This window comes from Cupriavidus necator N-1 (genome assembly GCF_000219215.1).
GTDB classification, from domain to species: Bacteria; Pseudomonadota; Gammaproteobacteria; order Burkholderiales; family Burkholderiaceae; genus Cupriavidus; species Cupriavidus necator.
In genome coordinates this window covers 2,982,801-3,002,747 of sequence record NC_015726.1, presented here as the reverse complement: position 1 = coordinate 3,002,747, position 19,947 = coordinate 2,982,801, and the positions used below count along the sequence as shown (strand labels likewise).

Genomic DNA, 19,947 nt, shown 5'->3' with positions numbered 1-19,947 from the left:
GACGTACCGGACCGTCCAACCGCACTACAATATGGATATGGCGGCGCGCGCACAAGTGCAAGCTTGTGAGATTTGTAAATGTCTGTAATCCCACACCCCATGCAGGGTATTGCGCGTGGATTTCCGGCCTTCATGGCCGGTGCTGCATACTTTGATACATTAGGCGCAGGCCACCATGCGCCAGTCCCCCAATCATCGAAGCGGAGTATGTCTTGAGCATCAGCACTGAGCAGGTCACCGAAGCCCTGCGCACCGTCATCGATCCCAATACGGGCAAGGATCTGGTGTCCACCCGATCGGCCAGGAATATCCGTGTCGACGGCGGCGATGTCTCGCTGGAAGTCGAACTCGGCTACCCCGCGAAGAGCCAGTTTGATCCGATCCGCAAGCTGGTGGTTGCTGCAGTGCGGCAAGTGCCGGGCGTGAGCAATGTCAGCGTGGCCGTTACCATGAAGATCGTCGCGCACGCGGTGCAGCGCGGGGTCAAGCTGCTGCCGGGCGTGAAGAATGTGATCGCGGTGGCGTCGGGCAAGGGCGGTGTGGGCAAGTCCACCACGGCCGTGAACCTGGCGCTGGCGCTGGCGGCAGAAGGCGCGCGCGTCGGCATGCTCGACGCAGACATCTACGGCCCGAGCCTGCCGATGATGCTGGGCATCGACGGCCGCCCGGAATCCGCCGACGGCCAGACCATGGAGCCGCTGGAAGGCCACGGCCTGCAGGCCAACTCGATCGGCTTCCTGATCGAGCAGGACAACCCGATGGTATGGCGCGGCCCGATGGTGACCTCGGCGCTGGAGCAATTGCTGCGCCAGACCAACTGGCACGACCTGGACTACCTGATCGTCGATATGCCGCCGGGCACCGGCGACGTCCAGCTGACGCTGTCGCAGAAGGTGCCGGTCACCGGCGCGGTGATCGTCACCACGCCGCAGGACATCGCGCTGCTGGACGCCAAGAAGGGCCTGAAGATGTTCGAGAAGGTGGGCATTCCCATCCTGGGCATCGTCGAGAACATGGCGGTCTACTGCTGCCCGAACTGCGGCCACGTCGAGCATATCTTCGGACACGGCGGCGGCGAGAAGATGTGCGCCGACTACGGCGTGGACCTGCTCGGCAGCCTGCCGCTGAACCTGCAGATTCGCGAGCAGGCCGACTCCGGCCGTCCGACCGTGGTGGCCGAGCCCGACAGCCCGGTGGCCGAGATGTACCGCGCCATCGCGCGCAAGGTGGCGATCAAGGTCGCCGACAAGGCGCGCGACATGACCAGCAAGTTCCCGAGTATCGTGGTGCAAAACACCTGAGGGCGCGCCGCGCCGCGCGCAGCAACCATGGAAAGCCAGCCTACCCCCGACCTGCCGGCACCCGGAGCCCGCCCCGCCGTCACCATGGCGGTGGTGATGCGCAAGGTCGCGCTGGCCAACCGCTGGCAGCCATGGAAGTGGGAGCTGGACGCGGTGCTGCCGGACCTTGGCGAGTTCGGCACGCACCCCGTGTGCCTGGAGCATGACGCCCATGGCGCGCACTGGCTGTACCCGGGCTTTGAGGTGACGCTGTTCCGCGACCAGGGCGAAGGCTATTACCTGAACCTGACCTCGACTACGCCGTGCTGGTTCGTGCTGTGGCGCATGCCGGAGGACGACGGCGATGGCGCAGAGGCACATCCGGTGCCGATGACCGTGACGCTGTCGTACAACGAGGCCGGGCGGTGGCTCGATGCCGGCGAGACCGTCGAGAACGTGCCGCTGGCGCCCGAGCAGCGCGAGTGGCTGCAGGCCTATGTCGACGAGCACTACCGGCCCGAGCCCAAGCAGCGGCGCCGGCCCGAATCCTTCAAGGCGCCGGAAGACCGCGCCCGCTACTGATCCTGACGACCTGAGCTTGCCCTGCCGATGAGCGATTCGTCCTTCCTGTCGCGCTGGTCGCGCCGCAAGGCCGCGGTGCGGGAGGGCGTGCCCGTGCCGGCCGAACCGGCACCACCGGCAGTTGTTGCCGACGCCGTCCCCGTGGCCACCGGGGCCGCGCCCGAAGCGCCGCAGGTACCGGCCCCGACGCTGGAGGACGTGGCGGCGCTGCGCCCCGGCGACGAGATCGCCCGGTTTGTGGCCCGCGGCGTGGATGAATCGGTCAAGCGCGCGGCGCTGAAGACGCTGTTCGCCGATCCGCACTTCAATGTGATGGACGGGCTCGACATCTATATCGACGACTACAGCAAGCCCGACCCGATCCCGCCGGAGATCCTGCGCCAGCTGCGCCAGGCCGAGACGCTGGGCCTGTTCGAGCCGACCGACGAGGAACGCGCGGCGGCACAGGCCGCGGCCGCTGCCGCGGGGCCTGTGGATGTACCGTCGGCGACGCCCGCCGAGTTCGCCGAATCCGGCGAGAGCGCCGACACTACGGACATACCCTCACCAGTCGAAACGCCGCAGCAAACGGTAAGTCAAAGCGCAGAACAGGGCCCGCAAGACCCGCATAAATGCGCGTAGCCCCGCAGGTGCAGCGCAGCCTACAATAGGCATCCCCACAATCCGCCGGCCCGCAGACCCCTCGCCAAGAAGGACGTCCGGACCGGTCAGCCGCATTCGCCATGCCGACGCTGATCTGCAACTGCAACGACACCATGCCGCTTGACGGGGCGGCATTGTCCGAAGCAACCAAGGACGCCAACCAGGGCCCCTTGAAGGTCCATCACCTGCTGTGCCGGCGCGAGATCGGCGACTTCACCGCCGCGCTCGACGGCACCGACGACGTCATCGTCGCCTGCACGCAGGAACGCCAGCTATTTACTGAAGTTGCAGCGCAAGCCGCGCAGGGCAGCGATGGCCGCCCGGTGGTGACCGCGCCGGTGCGCTTCGTCAATATCCGCGAGACCGGCGGCTGGTCACAGGGCGCCCGGCGCGACCCGAAGACCGCCAATGCCAAGATCGCCGCGCTGCTGGCCGTGGCCGCGCTGCCGGAGCCTGACCCGGTGCCGGTGGTGGATTACCGGTCCGACGGCGCGGTGCTGGTGCTGGGCCCGGCCCAGCGGGCGCTGCCGTGGGCTGAGCGGCTGGCCGCGATGCAGCTGGAGGTCACGGTGCTGCTGACCGGCAGCGACAGGCGTGAAGGCGCCGCGGCGCAGCCGGCGGCGCGCGCTTATCCGGTCCACAGCGGCCGGCTGGCCTCGCTGACGGGCTGGCTCGGTGCATTCGAGGCCAGCTGGGAGACCGGCGCAGGCCGCAGCAACCCGATCGACCTGGACCTGTGCACCCGCTGCAACGCCTGCATCGACGCCTGTCCCGAAGACGCGATCGATTTCAGCTACCAGGTCGACCTGTCGCGCTGCCGCTCGCACCGTGCTTGCGTGCGCGCCTGCGGCGCCGCCGCGGCGATCGACTTCGACCGCCCGCAGGGCACTGTGCAGGGGCGCTTCGACCTGGTCTTCGACCTGTGCGACACGCCCGCCTTCACCATGCACCAGCCGCCGCAGGGCTACCTGCACGCCGGCGCCGATGCCTCGCACCAGCAGGCCCAGGCGCTGATGCTGGCGGGGCTGGTGGGCGAGTTCGAGAAGCCGAAATTCTTCCGCTACAAGGAAAACCTGTGCGCGCATGGCCGCAACCAGACCACCGGCTGCACCGCCTGCATCGACATCTGCTCGACCGAGGCCATCGGCTCGCGCTGGCATGACGGCAAGGGACGCATCGAGGTCACGCCCAACCTGTGCATGGGCTGCGGTGCCTGCACTACCGTGTGCCCGAGCGGGGCCATCAGCTATGGCTACCCGGGGCCGGAGGTGACGGGCGCGCGCCTGAGGACGCTGCTGTCAGCGTACCGCCAGGCCGGCGCGCGCGATCCGGTGGTGCTGCTGCACGGCGAGGAATACGGCACGCCCGCGCTGCTGGCACTGGGCCGTTCCGCTCGTGGCGGCAAGGCCAAGGGCGTGCCCGCCAATGTGATGCCGTTGTCGCTGTTCCACCCGGCCTCGGCGGGGCTGGAGCTATGGCTCGCCGCGCTGTGCTGGGGCGCCAGCCGCGTAGCGGTGCTGCTGACCGGCGACGAGGCACCGCAGTACCGCACCGCGCTGCTGGAGCAGATCGCGGTCGGGCGCGCCATGCTGGCGGGCCTGGGTTATGACGGCGAGGTGCTGTCGCTGGTCGAGGCCGCCGATACCCTGGCGCTGGATGCCGGCCTGGCGGCGCTGCGCCCTGGCCGCAACGCATTGCCGCCGGCGCCGTTCGGCCCCGTCGCGGCCAAGCGCGAGATGCTGGACTTTGTGCTGGACCACCTAGCGCGGCACGCGCCAGTGCCCGCGCAAAGCGTGCCGCTGCCGGCTGGCGCGCCGATCGGCGCGATCGCGGTGGATACGGGCAAGTGCACCATGTGCATGGCCTGCGTCGGCGCGTGTCCGTCGCAGGCGCTGCGCGACAACCCCGAGCGCCCGGTGCTCAGCTTTATCGAGCGCAACTGCGTGCAGTGCGGGCTGTGCGAGAAGACTTGCCCGGAAGACGCCATCAGCCTGGTGCCGCGCCTGCTGGCCGGCGACGCGGCGCGCCGCCCGGTGACCCTCAACGAGACCCAGCCGTTCCATTGCGTCCGCTGCGCCAAGCCGTTCGGCACGGCGCAGATGGTGGAGTCGATGCTGGTGCGCCTGGCCGGCCATCCGGCCTTTGCTGGCGCCGCGGCCGAGCGCCTGAAGATGTGCCCTGACTGCCGCGTCATCGACATGATAGAGCGCGACACGGGAACCGCCACCGGCGCCACGCTGCGCTGACGGCGGCCGGCCACCCAGGACAAATCATCACGACATGACAGATTTCCAGCCGATCCAGCTCACCGCCGCGCCGCCGGCCGACGATGCCGAGGACACCGCCCGCGCCGACCTCTATGGCCTGCTCGCCACGCTGTTCTACCACGCGCCCGATGCCGCGCTGCTGCACCACATCGCCGCCAACCGCGCCGTGGGCGAGGACGCGAACACCGTGCTGGGCAAGGCATGGAACGCGTTGTGCGATGCAGCATCTGAGACCACCGCGGCCGAGGCCGAGGAGGAGTACCGGCAGCTGTTCGTGGGCGTGGGCCGCCAGGATGTATTCCTGTACGGCTCCTTCTACATGACCGGCTTCCTGAACGAGCGCCCGCTGGTGGCGCTGCGCGAAGACCTGGCCCGCTACGGCCTGGAGCGCCATGAAGATGTCAGCGAGACCGAGGACCATATCGCCACGCTGTGCGAGGTGATGCGATTCCTGGTGGCGGGCGACGACCTGTCGGTGTCCAACCTGGGCGAGCAGCAGCGTTTCTATGCGCAGCACCTGCAGCCCTGGGTGGAGCGATTGTGCGATGCAGTGACGACGCACCCGCAGGCGCGTTTCTATCGCGGCGTGGCCGGCTTGCTGGGCGCGTTTACCGGCGTGGAGGCTGTGGCGCTCGAGATGCATTGAGCGGGCGGCATTGAATATCGGCGCGCTTCGAGGCTTCTTTAGCGCCGCGGGCCCATGGCAGCCGCTTACCGAAAATGGGTTGGAAAGTAAGGAAAAACCCGTGCATATCATGGTCTTTCCTGCTAGATGATTCTAGAATATGCATAACAACGCATAACGGCTAAAACCATCGGGCTTGGACAGCCGAGGAGCCCCCACATGACAGAGAAGCAAACCAGGGTCGCGCGCCGCACGTTTCTCGCGGGCGCTGGAGTTGTGGCTGCCGCTACGGGTGCGGCAGCGCTGACCGCGCGCGGTCCGGCCATGCCGGGCCAGGCCGCAGCTCTGCCGGAACCCACCGATCCTCCGTCGGACAGCAAGGGTTACCGGGTCTCTGACCACATCCGCAAGTACTACCGGACCACGCTGGTGTAACTGCCAGGGCGGTGTGGTCTGCCGCGCCGCCTGCAACCGGACGCGACCAGCGTCCGCATCTGAGGTGAGACATGATCTTGACCCGCAAACGCGCGGCGCAGGGCGCATCCGCCCGCCTCGCTGACGGCCTGGCCAACCGGCCTGAACCTGCCGGCGCAGCCTCCGGCCGACTCTCGCAGCGGCTCGCGGCCAGCCTGGCCGGCGCGATGCCGACCATGGACCGCCGCAGCTTCCTCAAGCGCTCTGGCATCGGCGTCGGTGCCGGGCTGGCGGCTTCGCAGCTGACGCTGATCCGCAAGGCGGACGCCGCCGACGACAAGAAGGCGGCAGCCGACGGCAAGACCGGCATCGTGGTCAGGCGCACCGTGTGCGGCCACTGCTCGGTCGGCTGCGCGGTCGACGCGGTGGTGCAGAACGGCGTGTGGATCCGCCAGGAGCCGGTGTTCGATTCGCCCATCAACCTGGGCGCGCACTGCGCCAAGGGCGCGGCGCTGCGTGAGCACGGCCACGGCGAATACCGCCTCAAGTACCCGATGAAGCTGGTCAACGGCAAGTACAAGCGCATCAGCTGGGACCAGGCGCTGGATGAGATCACCGCCAAGATGAAGGAGATCCGCCAGCAGACCGGCCCGGACTCGATGTTCTTCGTCGGTTCGTCCAAGCACAGCAATGAGCAGTCCTATCTGCTGCGCAAGTGGGTGTCGTTCTTCGGCACCAACAACACCGACCACCAGGCGCGTATCTGCCACTCCACCACTGTGGCGGGCGTGGCGAATACCTGGGGCTACGGGGCGATGACCAACTCGTACAACGATATGCAGAACGCGAAGGCAGCGCTGTATATCGGCTCCAACGCGGCCGAGGCGCACCCGGTGTCGATGCTGCACCTGCTGCACGCCAAGGAGAACGGCTGCAAGGTGATCGTGGTCGACCCGCGCTACACGCGCACCGCGGCCAAGGCCCAGCACTATGTGCGGATCCGCTCGGGCACCGATATCGCGTTCCTGTTCGGCGTGCTGTACCACATCTTCCAGAACGGCTGGGAAGACCAGAAGTACCTGCATGACCGGGTCTATGGCATGGACAAGGTCAAGGAAGAGGTGCTGGCTAAGTGGACCCCCGACAAGGTCGAGGAAGTCTGCGGCGTGCCCGAGGCGCAGGTGAAGATGGTCGCCGAGATCATGGCCAAGAACCGCCCCAGCACGCTGGTGTGGTGCATGGGCCAGACCCAGCACACCATTGGCAACGCGATCGTGCGCGCCTCGTGCATCGTGCAGTTGGCGCTGGGCAATATCGGCGTGTCGGGCGGCGGCGCCAACATCTTCCGCGGCCATGACAACGTGCAGGGTGCCACCGACGTGGGCCCCAACCCGGACTCGCTGCCGGGCTACTACGGCCTGGCCACCGGCGCTTGGAAGCACTACGCCGCGGTGTGGGGCGTGGACTACGAATGGATCAAGAAGCAGTTTGCCTCGCAGGCGATGATGGAGAAGTCCGGCACCACGGTGTCGCGCTGGATCGATATCGTCACCGAGAAGAACGAGCTGATCGACCAGGACAACAACGTGCGCGGCGTGTTCTTCTGGGGCCATGCCCCGAACTCGCAGACGCGTGGCCTGGAGATGAAGAAGGCGCTGGACAAGCTCGACCTGCTGGTGGTGGTCGACCCCTATCCGTCGGCGACCGCGGCCATGGCCAACATGCCGCCGGCCGAGGGCGACAAGGTCAACCCGAACCGCGCGGTGTACCTGCTGCCGGCCTGCACGCAGTTCGAGACCTCGGGCACGTGCACGGCGTCGAACCGCTCGCTGCAATGGCGCGAAAAGGTCATCGAGCCGCTGTTCGAGTCGATGCCCGACCATACGCTGATGCAGGCGTTTGCCGATCGGCTCGGCTTCGGCAAGGAACTGTCGAAGAACATGAAGCTGATCGAGGTCAAGCGCGCCGGCCGCACCTGGATGGAGCCTGAGCCGGAATCGATCCTGCGCGAGATCAACGCCAGCAACTGGACCATCGGCTACACCGGCCAGTCGCCGGAGCGGTTGAAGTCGCATATGCGCAATATGCAGATGTTCGACGTCAAGACGCTGCGCTGCAAGGCGGGCAAGGACCCGGTGACCGGCTACGACCTGACCGGCGACTTCTTCGGCCTGCCGTGGCCGTGCTACGGCACGCCGGAACTGAAGCACCCGGGCTCGCCCAATCTGTACGACACGAGCAAGCACGTGATGGACGGCGGCGGCAACTTCCGCGCCAACTTCGGCGTGGAGCGCGATGGCGTCAATCTGCTGGCCGAGGACGGCTCTTGCTCGCTGGGCGCGGAGATCACCACCGGCTATCCGGAGTTCGATCATGTGCTGCTGAAGAAGCTGGGCTGGTGGGACGACCTGACCGATGCCGAGAAGGCCAAGGCCGAAGGCAAGAACTGGAAGACCGACCTGTCGGGCGGCATCCAGCGCGTGGTGCTGAAGAACCATGGCTGCCATCCGTTTGGCAACGCCAAGGCGCGCGCGGTGGTATGGAACTTCCCCGACGCGATCCCGCAGCATCGCGAGCCGCTGTACTCCACGCGCCCCGACATGGTCGCCAAGTACCCGACCCACGACGACAAGATGGCGTTCTGGCGGCTGCCGACGCTGTACAAGTCGGTGCAGCAGCGCAATATCGAGAACAAGGTCTATGAGAAGTTCCCGATCATCTTGACCTCCGGGCGGCTGGTCGAGTACGAGGGCGGCGGCGAGGAAACCCGCTCCAACCCGTGGCTGGCCGAACTGCAGCAGGAGAACTTCGTCGAGATCAACCCGCGCGCGGCGTCCGACCGCGGCATCCGCAACGGTGACTTCTGCTGGGTGAAGACACCCACCGGGGCCCGCATCAAGGTGCGCGCGCTGGTGACCGAGCGGGTAGGGCCCGATACCGCGTTTATCCCGTTCCATTTCTCGGGCTGGTGGGAGGGCAAGGACCTGAAGGACTACTACCCGGAGGGCGCGATGCCGGTGGTGCGGGGCGAGGCGGTCAACACGGCCACCACCTACGGCTATGACGCGGTCACGATGATGCAGGAAACCAAGACCACCGTTTGCCAGATCGAGCGGTTTGCATAAGGGCAGAGGGACACCATGGCACGCATGAAATTTATCTGTGACGCCGAGCGCTGCATCGAATGCAACAGCTGCGTCACTGCCTGCAAGAATGAGCACGAGGTGCCCTGGGGCGTGAACCGGCGCCGCGTGGTCACCGTCAACGACGGCATGGTCGGCGCCGAGAAATCGATCTCGGTGGCCTGCATGCACTGTTCGGACGCGCCCTGCATGGCGGTCTGCCCGGTCGACTGCTTCTACCGCACCGAGGACGGCGTGGTGCTGCACGACAAGGACGTCTGCATCGGCTGCGGCTACTGTTCCTACGCCTGCCCGTTCGGCGCTCCGCAGTTCCCGTCGACCGGCACCTTCGGCGTTCGCGGCAAGATGGACAAGTGCACCTTCTGCGCGGGCGGCCCGGAAAAGAACGGCTCGGAAGCCGAGTTCGAGAAGTACGGCCGCAACCGCCTGGCCGAAGGCAAGCTGCCGCTGTGCGCCGAGATGTGCTCGACCAAGGCGCTGCTGGGCGGCGACGGCGATGTGATCGCCGACATCCTGCGCAACCGCGTGATCAAGCGCGGCACTGGCGGCGACGTGTTCGGCTGGGGTACCGCCTACGGCACCGCCAAGGGCGGCGCGGCCCAGCCGGGCCAACCGGCCCAACCGGCACAGCCGGCGCCCGCTGCACCGGCCGCACCCGCGGCCTCGGGAGGGCAAGCGTCATGAACCGCGTCCGCGTTATTGCATTGCTGTCGCTGTGCGGCGTGCTGCTGGCGGCGTGCGGTGAGAAGCCGCAGACCATCGGCCCGTCGCACCGCAAGGCTGACGCCCAGGCCTACCAGGGCGCCCCGGACGATCCGTTCGTGGCCAAGGGCTGGACGCAGGGCGACAAGACCAGCTGGGGCAACCAGATTCGCCAGCGCAACCAGTTGCAAAACGAGTACAACCGCACGCAATGAAGGCGCTGCAGTTGGGCCGCCCCGGCAGCCGGGCGCTGGTCCTCGACGATCCGAAGGAGCGCACATGACGCCGTTACAGAATGCATGCCGCTTAGGCTGGCGGCGCTGGCTCAGCGCCGGCGCCCTGGCACTGGCGGCCATTGCCGGGACCGCCGCCGCACAGGCGCCGGCCTCGGCACCGCCGGCACCGGCCGCCGCACAGGCCAGCGCCGACACCAACAACCCCGCCACGCACCCGGTCCAGCCGCTGGCCGGCATCGCGTCGGAAAACATCTTCAACGTGCCACGCCGCGACATCGCCGCCGAGGCGCAGTCGCAGAAGCGCCGCACCGTCGAGCAGCCCGGCAACAATGCGCCGGTCTGGCGCGAGGTCAATTCCGACCAGCGCCACTACAGCAGCCTGCCCGACAAGGAAGCCGGCGTGCTGATCCAGCGCACCGGGCAGCAATGGCGCCTGTTCCGCAACGGCGTCATCACCGTCTGGGGCGGCTGGCTGCTGCTGGTGGTGCCGCTCGCCATCCTGGGTTTCTTCCTCTGGCGCGGCACCATCCCGCTGCGCACGCCGCGCACCGGCCGCATGATCGAGCGCTTCACGCCGCTTGAGCGCATCGTCCACTGGACCATGGCGATCTCATTCGTGGTGCTGGCGGTGTCGGGCATCGTGCTGCTGCTGGGCAAGCATTTTCTGCTGCCGCTGATGGGCCACATGCTGTTCGGCTGGCTGACTTACGTGCTGAAGAACCTGCACAACGTGATCGGCCCGATCTTTACGCTGTCGGTGATCGTGGGCTTCGTGGTGTTCGTGCGCGACAACCTGCCCAGCCGCGACGACGTGCACTGGGTGACCAGCCTTGGCGGCCTGGCATCCGGCAAGCATGTGCCGAGCGGGCGCTTCAATGCCGGCGAGAAGATTTGGTTCTGGATCGGCGTGTTCGTGTTCGGGCTGGTGCTGTCGGCCTCGGGTTGGGTGCTGGACATGATCGTGCCGGGCATGGACTACTACCGCGCGACCATGCAGATCGCCAACGTGATCCACGGGATCTCGGCCGTGCTGATGATCGCGATGGCGTGCGGCCATATCTACATGGGCACGGTCGGCATGGAAGGCGCTTACCGCGCCATGCGCGACGGCTGGGTGGACGAGGCCTGGGCCAAGGAGCACCACGAGCACTGGTACGACGACATCAAGTCGGGCAAGATCCCGGCCCAGCGTTCGGCCAGCCCGGAAGCCGCCGCGGGGCGCAACACCCGGCATACCCCGGGCGAAGCCTGAGGCCGGCGCCAACCAGACCATGCGGAACCCACCATGACGATGACACGCACCCTGACGCTGCTTGCCCTGTGTGCGGGCGCCACCTTTGCCACCGGCGCGCTGGCCAAGCTGCCGCCGCCGACCGAGGCCCAGCAGGCCAAGGCCGCCGAGACCAAGGCGCGCGCCGCCTGGGCCGACAAGGTCGCCGCCTACCAGTTGTGCCACGCGCAGGACAAGACCGCGGCGCGTTACTTTGCCGAGCGTAAGGCCCACGGCCAGGAAGCCCGCGCGCCGTCGCAGACTGCCGAATGTGCCGATCCGGGCCCGTTTGTGGCGCCGACCGCCGCTGCGCCTGCGGCCCCGGCACCAGCCGTGGCAAGCACCGCGGCCGAGGCCAAACCGGCCGCGGCCGGCGCGGTACAATCGCCTGCAAAGGCGCCGTAACCACAGCCCCACGCACGCCGCGCGCGGCGCGGGGCCCTCACCAGCAGTCCCGAGCCCCTCGTCATGACCCTGCGTCCCGAGCTTACCCAGGCAGCCGTTCCCCTGATCGAAGAGGTTGAAGTCGTCGACGAGCAGGGCCGCGTGCGCGCGGCCTACCTGCCGGGCGAGCGTCCGCTGACGGTCTACCTCGACAAGCGCGAGCTGGTCACGCTGATGACCCTGGGCGGCGCGCCCGAGCACCTGGTGCTGGGCTACCTGCGCAACCAGCGGCTGGTGGAATCGATCGAAGATATCGCCGCGGTGCAGGTCGACTGGGAAACCGAGTCGGCCGCCGTGACCACGCGCAACGGCGTGGACCGCATCGAGGAGCGCACCGCGCGCCGCGTGGTGACCACCGGCTGCGGACAAGGCACCGTGTTCGGCTCGCTGCTCGATGAAGTTGACAACATCCGCTTGCCGGTTGGCGCCACGCTGGACCAGGACACCCTGTACGGCATCATCGACACCATCCGGCTGCAGCAGTCGGTCTACAAGCAGGCTGGCTCGGTGCACGGCTGCGCGCTGTTCCAGGGCACCGAGCTGCTGATGTTCATCGAGGACGTCGGCCGCCACAACGCCGTGGACGCCATCGCCGGACGCATGTGGCTGGAAGGCATGACGGGTAGCGACAAGATCTTCTACACCACCGGCCGCCTGACCTCCGAGATGGTGATCAAGGGCGCGCAGATGGGCATCCCGTTCCTGCTGTCGCGCTCGGGTGTGACGCAGATGGGCTACCAGATGGCACGGCGCGTCAACCTGACGCTGTTTGCGCGCTGCACCGGCAAGCACTTCCTGCTCTACACCGGGCGCGAGCGCTTCCACCACCGCCTGCCGGAAGACGCGGTGGCGTAAGCGGCACTTGTGCTTGCGTTTGCTTGCAGGGGCGGGCCCCGATTGGTTGTACAATGCGGCGCACTCCGAGCCAGTGTGTTTACCCTCCCAACCTTATGAGCATCAAATCCGACAAGTGGATCCGCCGCATGGCGGAGCAGCACGGCATGATCGAGCCGTTCGCGCCAGGCCAGGTCCGGGAGCAGGACGGGCGCAAGATCGTCTCGTACGGCACCTCGAGCTACGGCTACGATATCCGCTGCGCCGACGAATTCAAGATCTTCACCAATATCAACAGCACCATCGTCGATCCGAAGAATTTCGACGAGAAGTCGTTCGTGGATTTCAAGGGCGATGTCTGCATCATCCCGCCCAACTCGTTCGCGCTGGCGCGCACGATGGAGTACTTCCGGATCCCGCGCAGCGTGCTGACCATCTGCCTGGGCAAGAGCACCTATGCCCGCTGCGGCATCATCGTCAATGTGACGCCGTTCGAGCCCGAATGGGAAGGCTATGTGACGCTGGAGTTCTCCAACACCACGCCGCTGCCCGCCAAGATCTACGCCGGCGAGGGTTGCGCCCAGGTGCTGTTCTTCGAGAGCGACGAAGTCTGCGAGACCTCGTATCGCGACCGGGGCGGCAAGTACCAGGGTCAGCACGGTGTCACACTGCCGAAGACCTGAGCGCATTACAATGCCGGCGTCTGCCGGTGCGGCTGGCCCAGAGCGGCCGCCACAACTGACGTGAGAGCCACATGTCGCCGTCGCGGGGAACCTCCCGCCGGCCATGTGGCTCAAGTCCTTTATGTCCTGCTTTCCATCAAGGATGCCCGATGAAATTCCGTTTCCCCGTCATCATCATTGACGAAGACTTTCGCTCCGAGAACATCTCCGGCTCGGGCATCCGCGCGCTGGCCGAGGCGATCGAGAAAGAGGGCATGGAGGTCATGGGCCTGACCAGCTACGGCGACCTGACGTCGTTTGCCCAGCAGTCCAGCCGGGCATCGAGCTTTATCGTGTCGATCGACGACGACGAGTTCACGCGCGACGGCGACGACCAGCTCGAGGCCGCCGCGATCGAAAAGCTGCGCGCCTTCGTCGCCGAAGTGCGCCGCCGCAACTCGGACCTGCCGATCTTCCTGTACGGCGAGACCCGCACTTCGCGCCATATCCCCAACGATATCCTGCGCGAGCTGCATGGCTTCATCCACATGTTCGAGGACACGCCGGAATTCGTGGCACGCCACATCATCCGCGAAGCCAAGGTCTACCTCGACACGCTGGCGCCGCCGTTCTTCAAGGCGCTGATCGACTACGCGCAGGACAGCTCGTACTCGTGGCACTGCCCGGGGCACTCGGGCGGCGTGGCGTTCCTGAAGAGCCCGGTGGGCCAGGTGTTCCACCAGTTCTTCGGCGAGAACATGCTGCGCGCCGACGTCTGCAACGCGGTCGACGAGCTGGGCCAGCTGCTGGACCACACCGGCCCGGTGGCCGCGTCGGAGCGCAATGCCGCGCGCATCTTCAACTCCGACCACATGTACTTCGTCACCAACGGCACCTCCACCTCGAACAAGATGGTGTGGCATGCCAACGTGGCGCCGGGCGACATCGTGGTGGTGGACCGCAACTGCCACAAGTCGATCCTGCACGCGATCATGATGACGGGCGCGATCCCGGTCTTCCTGATGCCTACGCGCAACCACTACGGCATCATCGGCCCGATCCCGAAGAGCGAGTTCGACCCGGAAACGATCAGGAAGAAGATCGCCAACCACCCGTTCGCGAGCAAGGCCAAGAACCAGAAGCCGCGCATCCTGACTATCACGCAGGGTACGTACGATGGCGTGCTGTACAACGCCGAACAGATCAAGGAAATGCTGGCCGCCGAGATCGACACGCTGCACTTCGATGAAGCCTGGCTGCCGCACGCGGCCTTCCACGACTTCTATCGCAACATGCACGCGATCGGCAAGGACCGCCCGCGCAGCAAGGACGCGCTGGTGTTCGCCACGCAGTCCACGCACAAGCTGCTGGCCGGCCTGTCGCAGGCCTCGCAGATCCTGGTGCAGGATTCCGAGACGCGCAAGCTGGACCGCTACCGCTTCAACGAGGCGTACCTGATGCACACCTCGACCAGCCCGCAGTACTCGATCATCGCCTCGTGCGATGTGGCCGCGGCGATGATGGAAGCGCCGGGTGGCACCGCGCTGGTGGAAGAGAGCATCCAGGAGGCGATGGACTTCCGCCGCGCCATGCGCAAGGTCGAGGGCGATTATGACGACGGCAAGAACGGCGACTGGTGGTTCAAGGTGTGGGGCCCGGACGCGCTGATCGAAGACGGCATCGGCGACCGCGAGGAGTGGATGCTCAAGGCCAACGAGCGCTGGCACGGCTTCGGCGACCTCGCCGATGGCTTCAACCTGCTCGACCCGATCAAGGCCACCATCATCACCCCGGGCCTGGACGTGGACGGCGAGTTCAGCGAACGCGGCATCCCGGCGGCCATCGTCACCAAGTACCTGGCCGAGCACGGCATCATCATCGAGAAGACCGGGCTGTACTCGTTCTTCATCATGTTCACCATCGGCATCACCAAGGGCCGCTGGAACTCGCTGGTGACCGAGCTGCAGCAGTTCAAGGACGACTACGACCAGAACCAGCCGCTGTGGCGTGTGCTGCCGGAATTCGTCGCCAAGCATCCGCAATATGAGCGCATGGGCCTGCGTGACCTGTGCGATGCGATCCACAGCGTGTACAAGGCCAATGACGTGGCCCGTGTGACGACGGAGATGTACCTGTCGGACATGGAGCCGGCGATGAAGCCGTCGGACGCCTGGGCCATGATGGCGCACCGCGAGATCGAGCGCGTGCCGGTCGACGACCTCGAAGGCCGCGTCACCGCCATCCTGCTGACGCCGTACCCGCCGGGCATTCCGCTGCTGATTCCGGGCGAGCGCTTTAACCGCACCATCGTGCAGTACCTGAAGTTCGCGCGCGAGTTCAACAAGCTGTTCCCGGGCTTCGAGACCGACATCCACGGCCTGGTCGAGGACGAAATCGACGGCAAGAAGGCGTACTTTGTCGACTGCGTGAAGCAGGACGGCTGAGCGCCAGTCCGCGTCCCGCTGATGAGATCAGGGCCCCGCTATGCGGGGCCCTTTCCTTTTCGCGCTAGGTGAACAGATTCAGCAGCATCGCGCCCGTGCCGCGGAAGTCTTCCTCATTGCGCGTGACAACGGTCAGGTCGTGGATCAGCGCGGTGGCGGCAATGAACTTGTCCAGCGCATGCTCAGGCCGCGGCGCGCGCAGCTGGCCCCAGACCTGGGCGACGTCGGTATCGACCGGCAACACCTGCCGGCCAAAGTCCTCCAGCACGGTTGCCAGCCATTGCTCCAGCACCGCGGCCTGCGCCGTATCGCCGCGATGGCGGGTCAGCGCAACGGCGCGCTGGAGCTCGCCCACAGTCAGCGCCGACAGGTAGAGCGCGGCACCTTCCCGCGCCGCCTGGCGGAAGAACGCGCGCACGCCGGCGCCGGCGCGGACCCGCGCCAATGAAAAGGCCCCGCATTGCTGCGGGGCCTTGGATCGGCTATCTGATCAGTTCTTCTTTTCGAACTCGAACTGTGGTGCCGCGGGCTCAGGTGCCGGTGCCGCGCCTGGCAGTTCCAGCGAACCCGGCGGGGCGGCTGGTCCTGGCGCCGACGCCGGTTTCTCCGGCTCTCCGCCAAGCGGGATGCTGACCTCTGCCGCGTTGCTGTGCTTGAGCGATCCCTTGTCCAGCAGCCCCGTCACCATGCCTGGCCAGAACATCACCAGCAGCACCATCACCATCTGCAGCCCGACCCAGGGCAGAGCACCCCAGTAGATGTCGGAGCTTTTTACTTCCTTCGGGGCGATGCCGCGCAGGTAGAACAGCGCGAAGCCGAACGGCGGGTGCATGAACGAGGTCTGCATGTTCACGCACAGCATCACGCCGAACCACACCAGCGCCGCCGTCGCCGCGGCCTCCGGGTTGCCGCCCATGGAGTCGGCCACCACCGGCGCCAGCACCTTGACCGCCACCGGTGCCAGCATCGGCACCACGATGAAGGCGATTTCGAAGAAGTCCAGGAAGAAGGCCAGGAAGAAGATAAACAGGTTCACCACGATCAGGAAGCCGATCCAGCCGCCTGGCAGCGAGGTGAACAGATGCTCCACCCAGGCGCCGCCGTCCACGCCCTGGAACACCACCGAGAAGCAGGTGGAGCCGATCAGGATGAACACCACCATCGCGGTGATGCGCGCGGTGGACTGGTAGGCATCGACGATCAGCAGGCGCAGCTCGGTCATCTGGCCTGCGCGCAGCAGCAGCCAGAGGATGACCAGGTACACCACCGCCAGCGGGATGCGGAACACGTGCGAGCCGAAGGCGAAGAAGCCCACCGCCGCGGCCACCAGCGTGGCGGCGATGCCGACACGGTAGACCTGGCGGTCGATCCGGCTAAAGGCCTTGTCGCGGATCACGGCCAGCACCAGCGCGCCGACCGCGCCCATGGCGCCGGATTCCGTCGGCGTGGCAATGCCCAGCATGATGGTGCCGAGCACCAGGAAGATCAGCACCGCGCAGGGGATGATGCCGCGCAGGCATTTGCGCCACAGCGCCCAGCCGCGCAGCGTGCGCGCTTCGGCGGGAACCGGCGGCAGCCAGTCGGGCTTGAAGCGCGTCAGGAAGAAGGTATAGAGTGCAAACAGCGCGATCTGGACCACCGATGGGCCCCACGCGCCCAGGTACATGCTGCCCACGTCGGCGCTGCCCAGCGGGGTCTTGAGCTGGTCGGCCAGCACCACCAGCACCAGCGAGGGCGGCACCAGCTGCGTGATGGTGCCCGATGCGGCCAGCACGCCGGTGGCGTACTTCATGTTGTAGCGGTAGCGCATCATCACCGGCAGCGAGATCATCGCCATGGCGATCACCTGTGCGGCCACCGTGCCCGTGATCGCGCCCAGGATGAAGCCGACGATGATCACCGAATAGCCCAGGCCGCCGCGCACCGGGCCGAACAGCTGGCCCATGGAGTCCAGCATGTCCTCGGCCAGCCCGCACTTCTCCAGGATGGCGCCCATGAAGGTGAAGAACGGGATCGCCAGCAGCAGCTCGTTGGCCAGCACGCTGCCGAACACGCGGCTCGGCACGGCCTGCAGGAAGCTGATCGGGAAGTAACCCCATTCGATCGCCAGGAAGCCGAAGGCCAGGCCCACCGCCGACAGCGAGAACGCGACCGGGAAGCCGATCAGCATGAACAGCACCAGGCCGCCGAACATCATCGGCGGCATATATTCCAACGGAATCATTGAACCGGCCTCTCGTACTTGGATTCGATGCGCACCAGGCCCTTGAGGGCGGCGAAGCGCTTGATCAGTTCGGACACGCCCTGCAGCGTCAGCAGGGCAAAGCCGATGGGCACCACCAGCTTGATCGGGTAACGCGGCAGGCCGCCGGAATTTCCCGATTGCTCGAGGATGCGCCACGAGGGCAGGAACAACGAGTCCCACGACAGCCAGGTGAACAGCAGGCACGACGGCAGCAGGAACACGACGATGCCGAAGATGTCGATCCAGTGCTGCGCGCGTTCCGAGACGTTGCCGTAGATCAGGTCTACGCGCACGTGCTCATTGCGCTGGAAGGTGTAGGAGGCGCCGAACATCACGGCAATGGCAAACATGTACCACTGCAGTTCGAGTGGCCAGTTGTCGCTCAAGTTGAAGCCATAGCGCAGAAGGGCGTTGCCTGCGCTGATCAGGCACGACAGCAGGATCATGATGTTTGCAAGCCTGCCAGTGTGCTGATTCAACCTGTCGATCTGTCGTGACAGACCAAGCAAGTAATACATGGGTTGTCTCCCCGGTTTTTGCGGCGATTAGTTTATCTGTAACAAAATCTACAGGCGCTAGGGGCTACTACCTACGGGGGCGACGAGATTGCGCCAGAATGGGGAACATCAACAAAAAAAGCCACCGGGCTCGCGCCGCGGTGGCTTCTTCTTGCGTAAAACTTACGCGAAACTTACAGCACGGTCCGGTATTACAGCGCCGCGCGTGCGGCCGCGATGGCGGCGCGCACTTGCGCCGGCGCCGTGCCGCCGATATGGTCGCGCGCGGCGACCGAGCCTTCCAGCGTCAGCACCGAGTGCACGTCGTCGCCGATCAGCGCGGCCTTGTCGCCCAGGCCCGAGACCTCGCGCAGCTCAGCCACGGTCAGGTCGGCCAGGTCGCACTGGCGGCTGTCGCAGGCGCGCACCGCGTGGGCCACGGCTTCGTGGGCGTCGCGGAAGGGCAGGCCCTTCTTGACCAGGTAGTCGGCCAGGTCGGTGGCAGTGGCATAGCCCTGCAGCGCGGCGGCGCGCATCGCTTCGGGCTTGACGGTGATGCCCGGCACCATGTCGGCGAAGATGCGCAGCGTGTCCACGACGGTATCGACCGTGTCGAACAGCGGCTCCTTGTCTTCCTGGTTGTCCTTGTTGTACGCCAGCGGCTGGCCCTTCATCAGCGTCAGCAGGCCGATCAGGTGGCCGTTGACGCGGCCGGTCTTGCCACGCGCCAGTTCGGGCACGTCCGGGTTCTTCTTCTGCGGCATGATCGAGCTGCCGGTGCAGAAGCGGTCGGCGATGTCGATAAAGCCCACGCGCGGACTCATCCACAACACCAGCTCCTCCGAGAAGCGCGACACGTGCGTCATCACCAGCGCGGCGGCGGCGCAGAATTCAATGGCGAAGTCGCGGTCCGACACGGCGTCCAGCGAGTTGCGGCACACGCCGTCGAAGCCCAGCTGCTGCGCCACGAACTCACGGTCGATCGGGTAGCTGGTGCCGGCCAGCGCAGCCGCGCCCAGCGGCAGGCGGTTGACGCGCTTGCGGCAGTCGGCCATGCGCTCGGCGTCGCGCGTGAACATCTCGTTGTAGGCCAGCAGGTGGTGACCGAAGGTCACCGGCTGCGCCACCTGCAGGTGGGTGAAGCCGGGCAGGATGGTGTCGGCGTTCTGTTCGGCCAGGTCCAGCAGCGCGGCGCGCAGCGCGCCCAGCAGCACGATGATGTTGTCGATCTCGCTGCGCAGCCACAGGCGGATGTCGGTGGCGACCTGGTCATTGCGCGAGCGGCCGGTGTGCAGGCGCTTGCCGGCATCGCCCACCAGCGCGGTCAGGCGCGCCTCGATGTTCAGGTGGACGTCTTCCAGGTCCAGCTTCCACTCGAAGCCGCCGGCCTCGATTTCGGCCTTGATCTGCGCCATGCCGCGCTCGATCTCGGCGCGGTCGGCCTCGGCGATGATGCCCTGCTTTGCCAGCATGGCCGCGTGGGCCAGCGAGCCCTGGATGTCGAACAGGGCCAGGCGCTTGTCGAAGAACACCGAGGCGGTGTAGCGCTTCACCAGGTCGGACATCGGTTCGGAGAAGCGGGCGGACCAGGCTTCGCCTTTCTTGGCAAGTTGGGAGGTGGACATGGACGTCGGCTGCAGTGGCTCGCGCGGGCAGGCGC

General features: G+C 66.6%; 18 protein-coding genes. 14 read left to right on the top strand and 4 right to left on the bottom strand.

From position 1 onward, the window contains the following. Positions 1-212 precede the first annotated feature (212 nt). The 14 genes from apbC to CNE_RS14030 all read left to right on the top strand — a co-directional run bounded on the left by apbC (position 213) and on the right by CNE_RS14030 (position 15,545). The gene (gene apbC, locus CNE_RS14095) at positions 213-1,301 is read left to right on the top strand and encodes an iron-sulfur cluster carrier protein ApbC (protein WP_013957778.1); all 1,089 of its coding nucleotides are present in this window, start codon (positions 213-215) and stop codon (positions 1,299-1,301) included. A 27-nt stretch (positions 1,302-1,328) separates the two neighbouring features. After that, positions 1,329-1,862, top strand: coding sequence for a DUF3305 domain-containing protein (locus CNE_RS14090; protein WP_013957777.1), 534 nt, complete (start codon positions 1,329-1,331; stop codon positions 1,860-1,862). Positions 1,863-1,889: 27 nt separating this feature from the next. Next, positions 1,890-2,483 carry a DUF3306 domain-containing protein gene (locus CNE_RS14085; RefSeq protein WP_013957776.1) on the top strand — a complete coding sequence of 198 codons (594 nt, stop codon included), beginning with the start codon at positions 1,890-1,892 and terminating at the stop codon, positions 2,481-2,483. 101 nt (positions 2,484-2,584) lie between these two features. Further along, a complete protein-coding gene (locus CNE_RS14080) occupies positions 2,585-4,750 on the top strand; it encodes a 4Fe-4S binding protein (protein WP_013957775.1) in 2,166 nt (721 codons plus the stop codon). Between the two features lie 34 nt (positions 4,751-4,784). Then, positions 4,785-5,417, top strand: coding sequence for a TorD/DmsD family molecular chaperone (locus tag CNE_RS14075; protein ID WP_013957774.1), 633 nt, complete (start codon positions 4,785-4,787; stop codon positions 5,415-5,417). A 198-nt stretch (positions 5,418-5,615) separates the two neighbouring features. Continuing rightward, positions 5,616-5,831, top strand: a complete 216-nt coding sequence (locus CNE_RS14070) for a hypothetical protein (protein WP_013957773.1) — start codon at positions 5,616-5,618, stop codon at positions 5,829-5,831. 71 nt (positions 5,832-5,902) lie between these two features. Then, positions 5,903-8,935, top strand: coding sequence for a molybdopterin-dependent oxidoreductase (locus CNE_RS14065; protein ID WP_041228080.1), 3,033 nt, complete (start codon positions 5,903-5,905; stop codon positions 8,933-8,935). 15 nt (positions 8,936-8,950) lie between these two features. Continuing rightward, the gene (gene fdh3B / locus CNE_RS14060) at positions 8,951-9,637 is read left to right on the top strand and encodes a formate dehydrogenase FDH3 subunit beta (protein WP_013957771.1); all 687 of its coding nucleotides are present in this window, start codon (positions 8,951-8,953) and stop codon (positions 9,635-9,637) included. Beyond that, on the top strand, positions 9,634-9,870 hold the full coding sequence (locus tag CNE_RS14055) for a hypothetical protein (RefSeq protein ID WP_013957770.1): 237 nt from the start codon (positions 9,634-9,636) through the stop codon (positions 9,868-9,870). The genes fdh3B and CNE_RS14055 overlap by 4 nt, the downstream gene beginning before the upstream one ends. Before the next feature lie 64 nt (positions 9,871-9,934). Further along, entirely contained in the window at positions 9,935-11,143 is a 1,209-nt protein-coding gene (locus CNE_RS14050) for a formate dehydrogenase subunit gamma (protein WP_013957769.1), read from the top strand. A gap of 33 nt (positions 11,144-11,176) precedes the next feature. After that, positions 11,177-11,566 carry a hypothetical protein gene (locus CNE_RS14045; RefSeq protein ID WP_013957768.1) on the top strand — a complete coding sequence of 130 codons (390 nt, stop codon included), beginning with the start codon at positions 11,177-11,179 and terminating at the stop codon, positions 11,564-11,566. Between the two features lie 63 nt (positions 11,567-11,629). After that, positions 11,630-12,460, top strand: a complete 831-nt coding sequence (locus tag CNE_RS14040; protein ID WP_013957767.1) for a formate dehydrogenase accessory sulfurtransferase FdhD — start codon at positions 11,630-11,632, stop codon at positions 12,458-12,460. A 95-nt stretch (positions 12,461-12,555) separates the two neighbouring features. Continuing rightward, on the top strand, positions 12,556-13,122 hold the full coding sequence (gene dcd / locus CNE_RS14035) for a dCTP deaminase (RefSeq protein WP_010813843.1): 567 nt from the start codon (positions 12,556-12,558) through the stop codon (positions 13,120-13,122). Between the two features lie 149 nt (positions 13,123-13,271). Next, a complete protein-coding gene (locus CNE_RS14030) occupies positions 13,272-15,545 on the top strand; it encodes an arginine/lysine/ornithine decarboxylase (RefSeq protein WP_013957766.1) in 2,274 nt (757 codons plus the stop codon). Between the two features lie 64 nt (positions 15,546-15,609). On the opposite strand, the gene CNE_RS14025 is transcribed toward CNE_RS14030, so the two are convergent. From CNE_RS14025 to argH, 4 genes are all read right to left on the bottom strand, one after another. Further along, positions 15,610-15,990 carry a type II toxin-antitoxin system VapC family toxin gene (locus CNE_RS14025; protein WP_013957765.1) on the bottom strand — a complete coding sequence of 127 codons (381 nt, stop codon included), beginning with the start codon at positions 15,988-15,990 and terminating at the stop codon, positions 15,610-15,612. 45 nt (positions 15,991-16,035) lie between these two features. Then, positions 16,036-17,769, bottom strand: coding sequence for a TRAP transporter large permease (locus CNE_RS14020; RefSeq protein WP_013957764.1), 1,734 nt, complete (start codon positions 17,767-17,769; stop codon positions 16,036-16,038). Continuing rightward, positions 17,766-18,308 carry a TRAP transporter small permease subunit gene (locus tag CNE_RS14015; protein WP_013957763.1) on the bottom strand — a complete coding sequence of 181 codons (543 nt, stop codon included), beginning with the start codon at positions 18,306-18,308 and terminating at the stop codon, positions 17,766-17,768. Before CNE_RS14015 ends, CNE_RS14020 begins: the two co-directional genes overlap by 4 nt. Positions 18,309-18,499: 191 nt before the next feature. Next, complete coding sequence (argH, locus tag CNE_RS14010) at positions 18,500-19,912, bottom strand: argininosuccinate lyase (RefSeq protein WP_013957762.1); 1,413 nt, start codon at positions 19,910-19,912, stop codon at positions 18,500-18,502. Between the last annotated feature and the right edge of the window lie 35 nt (positions 19,913-19,947).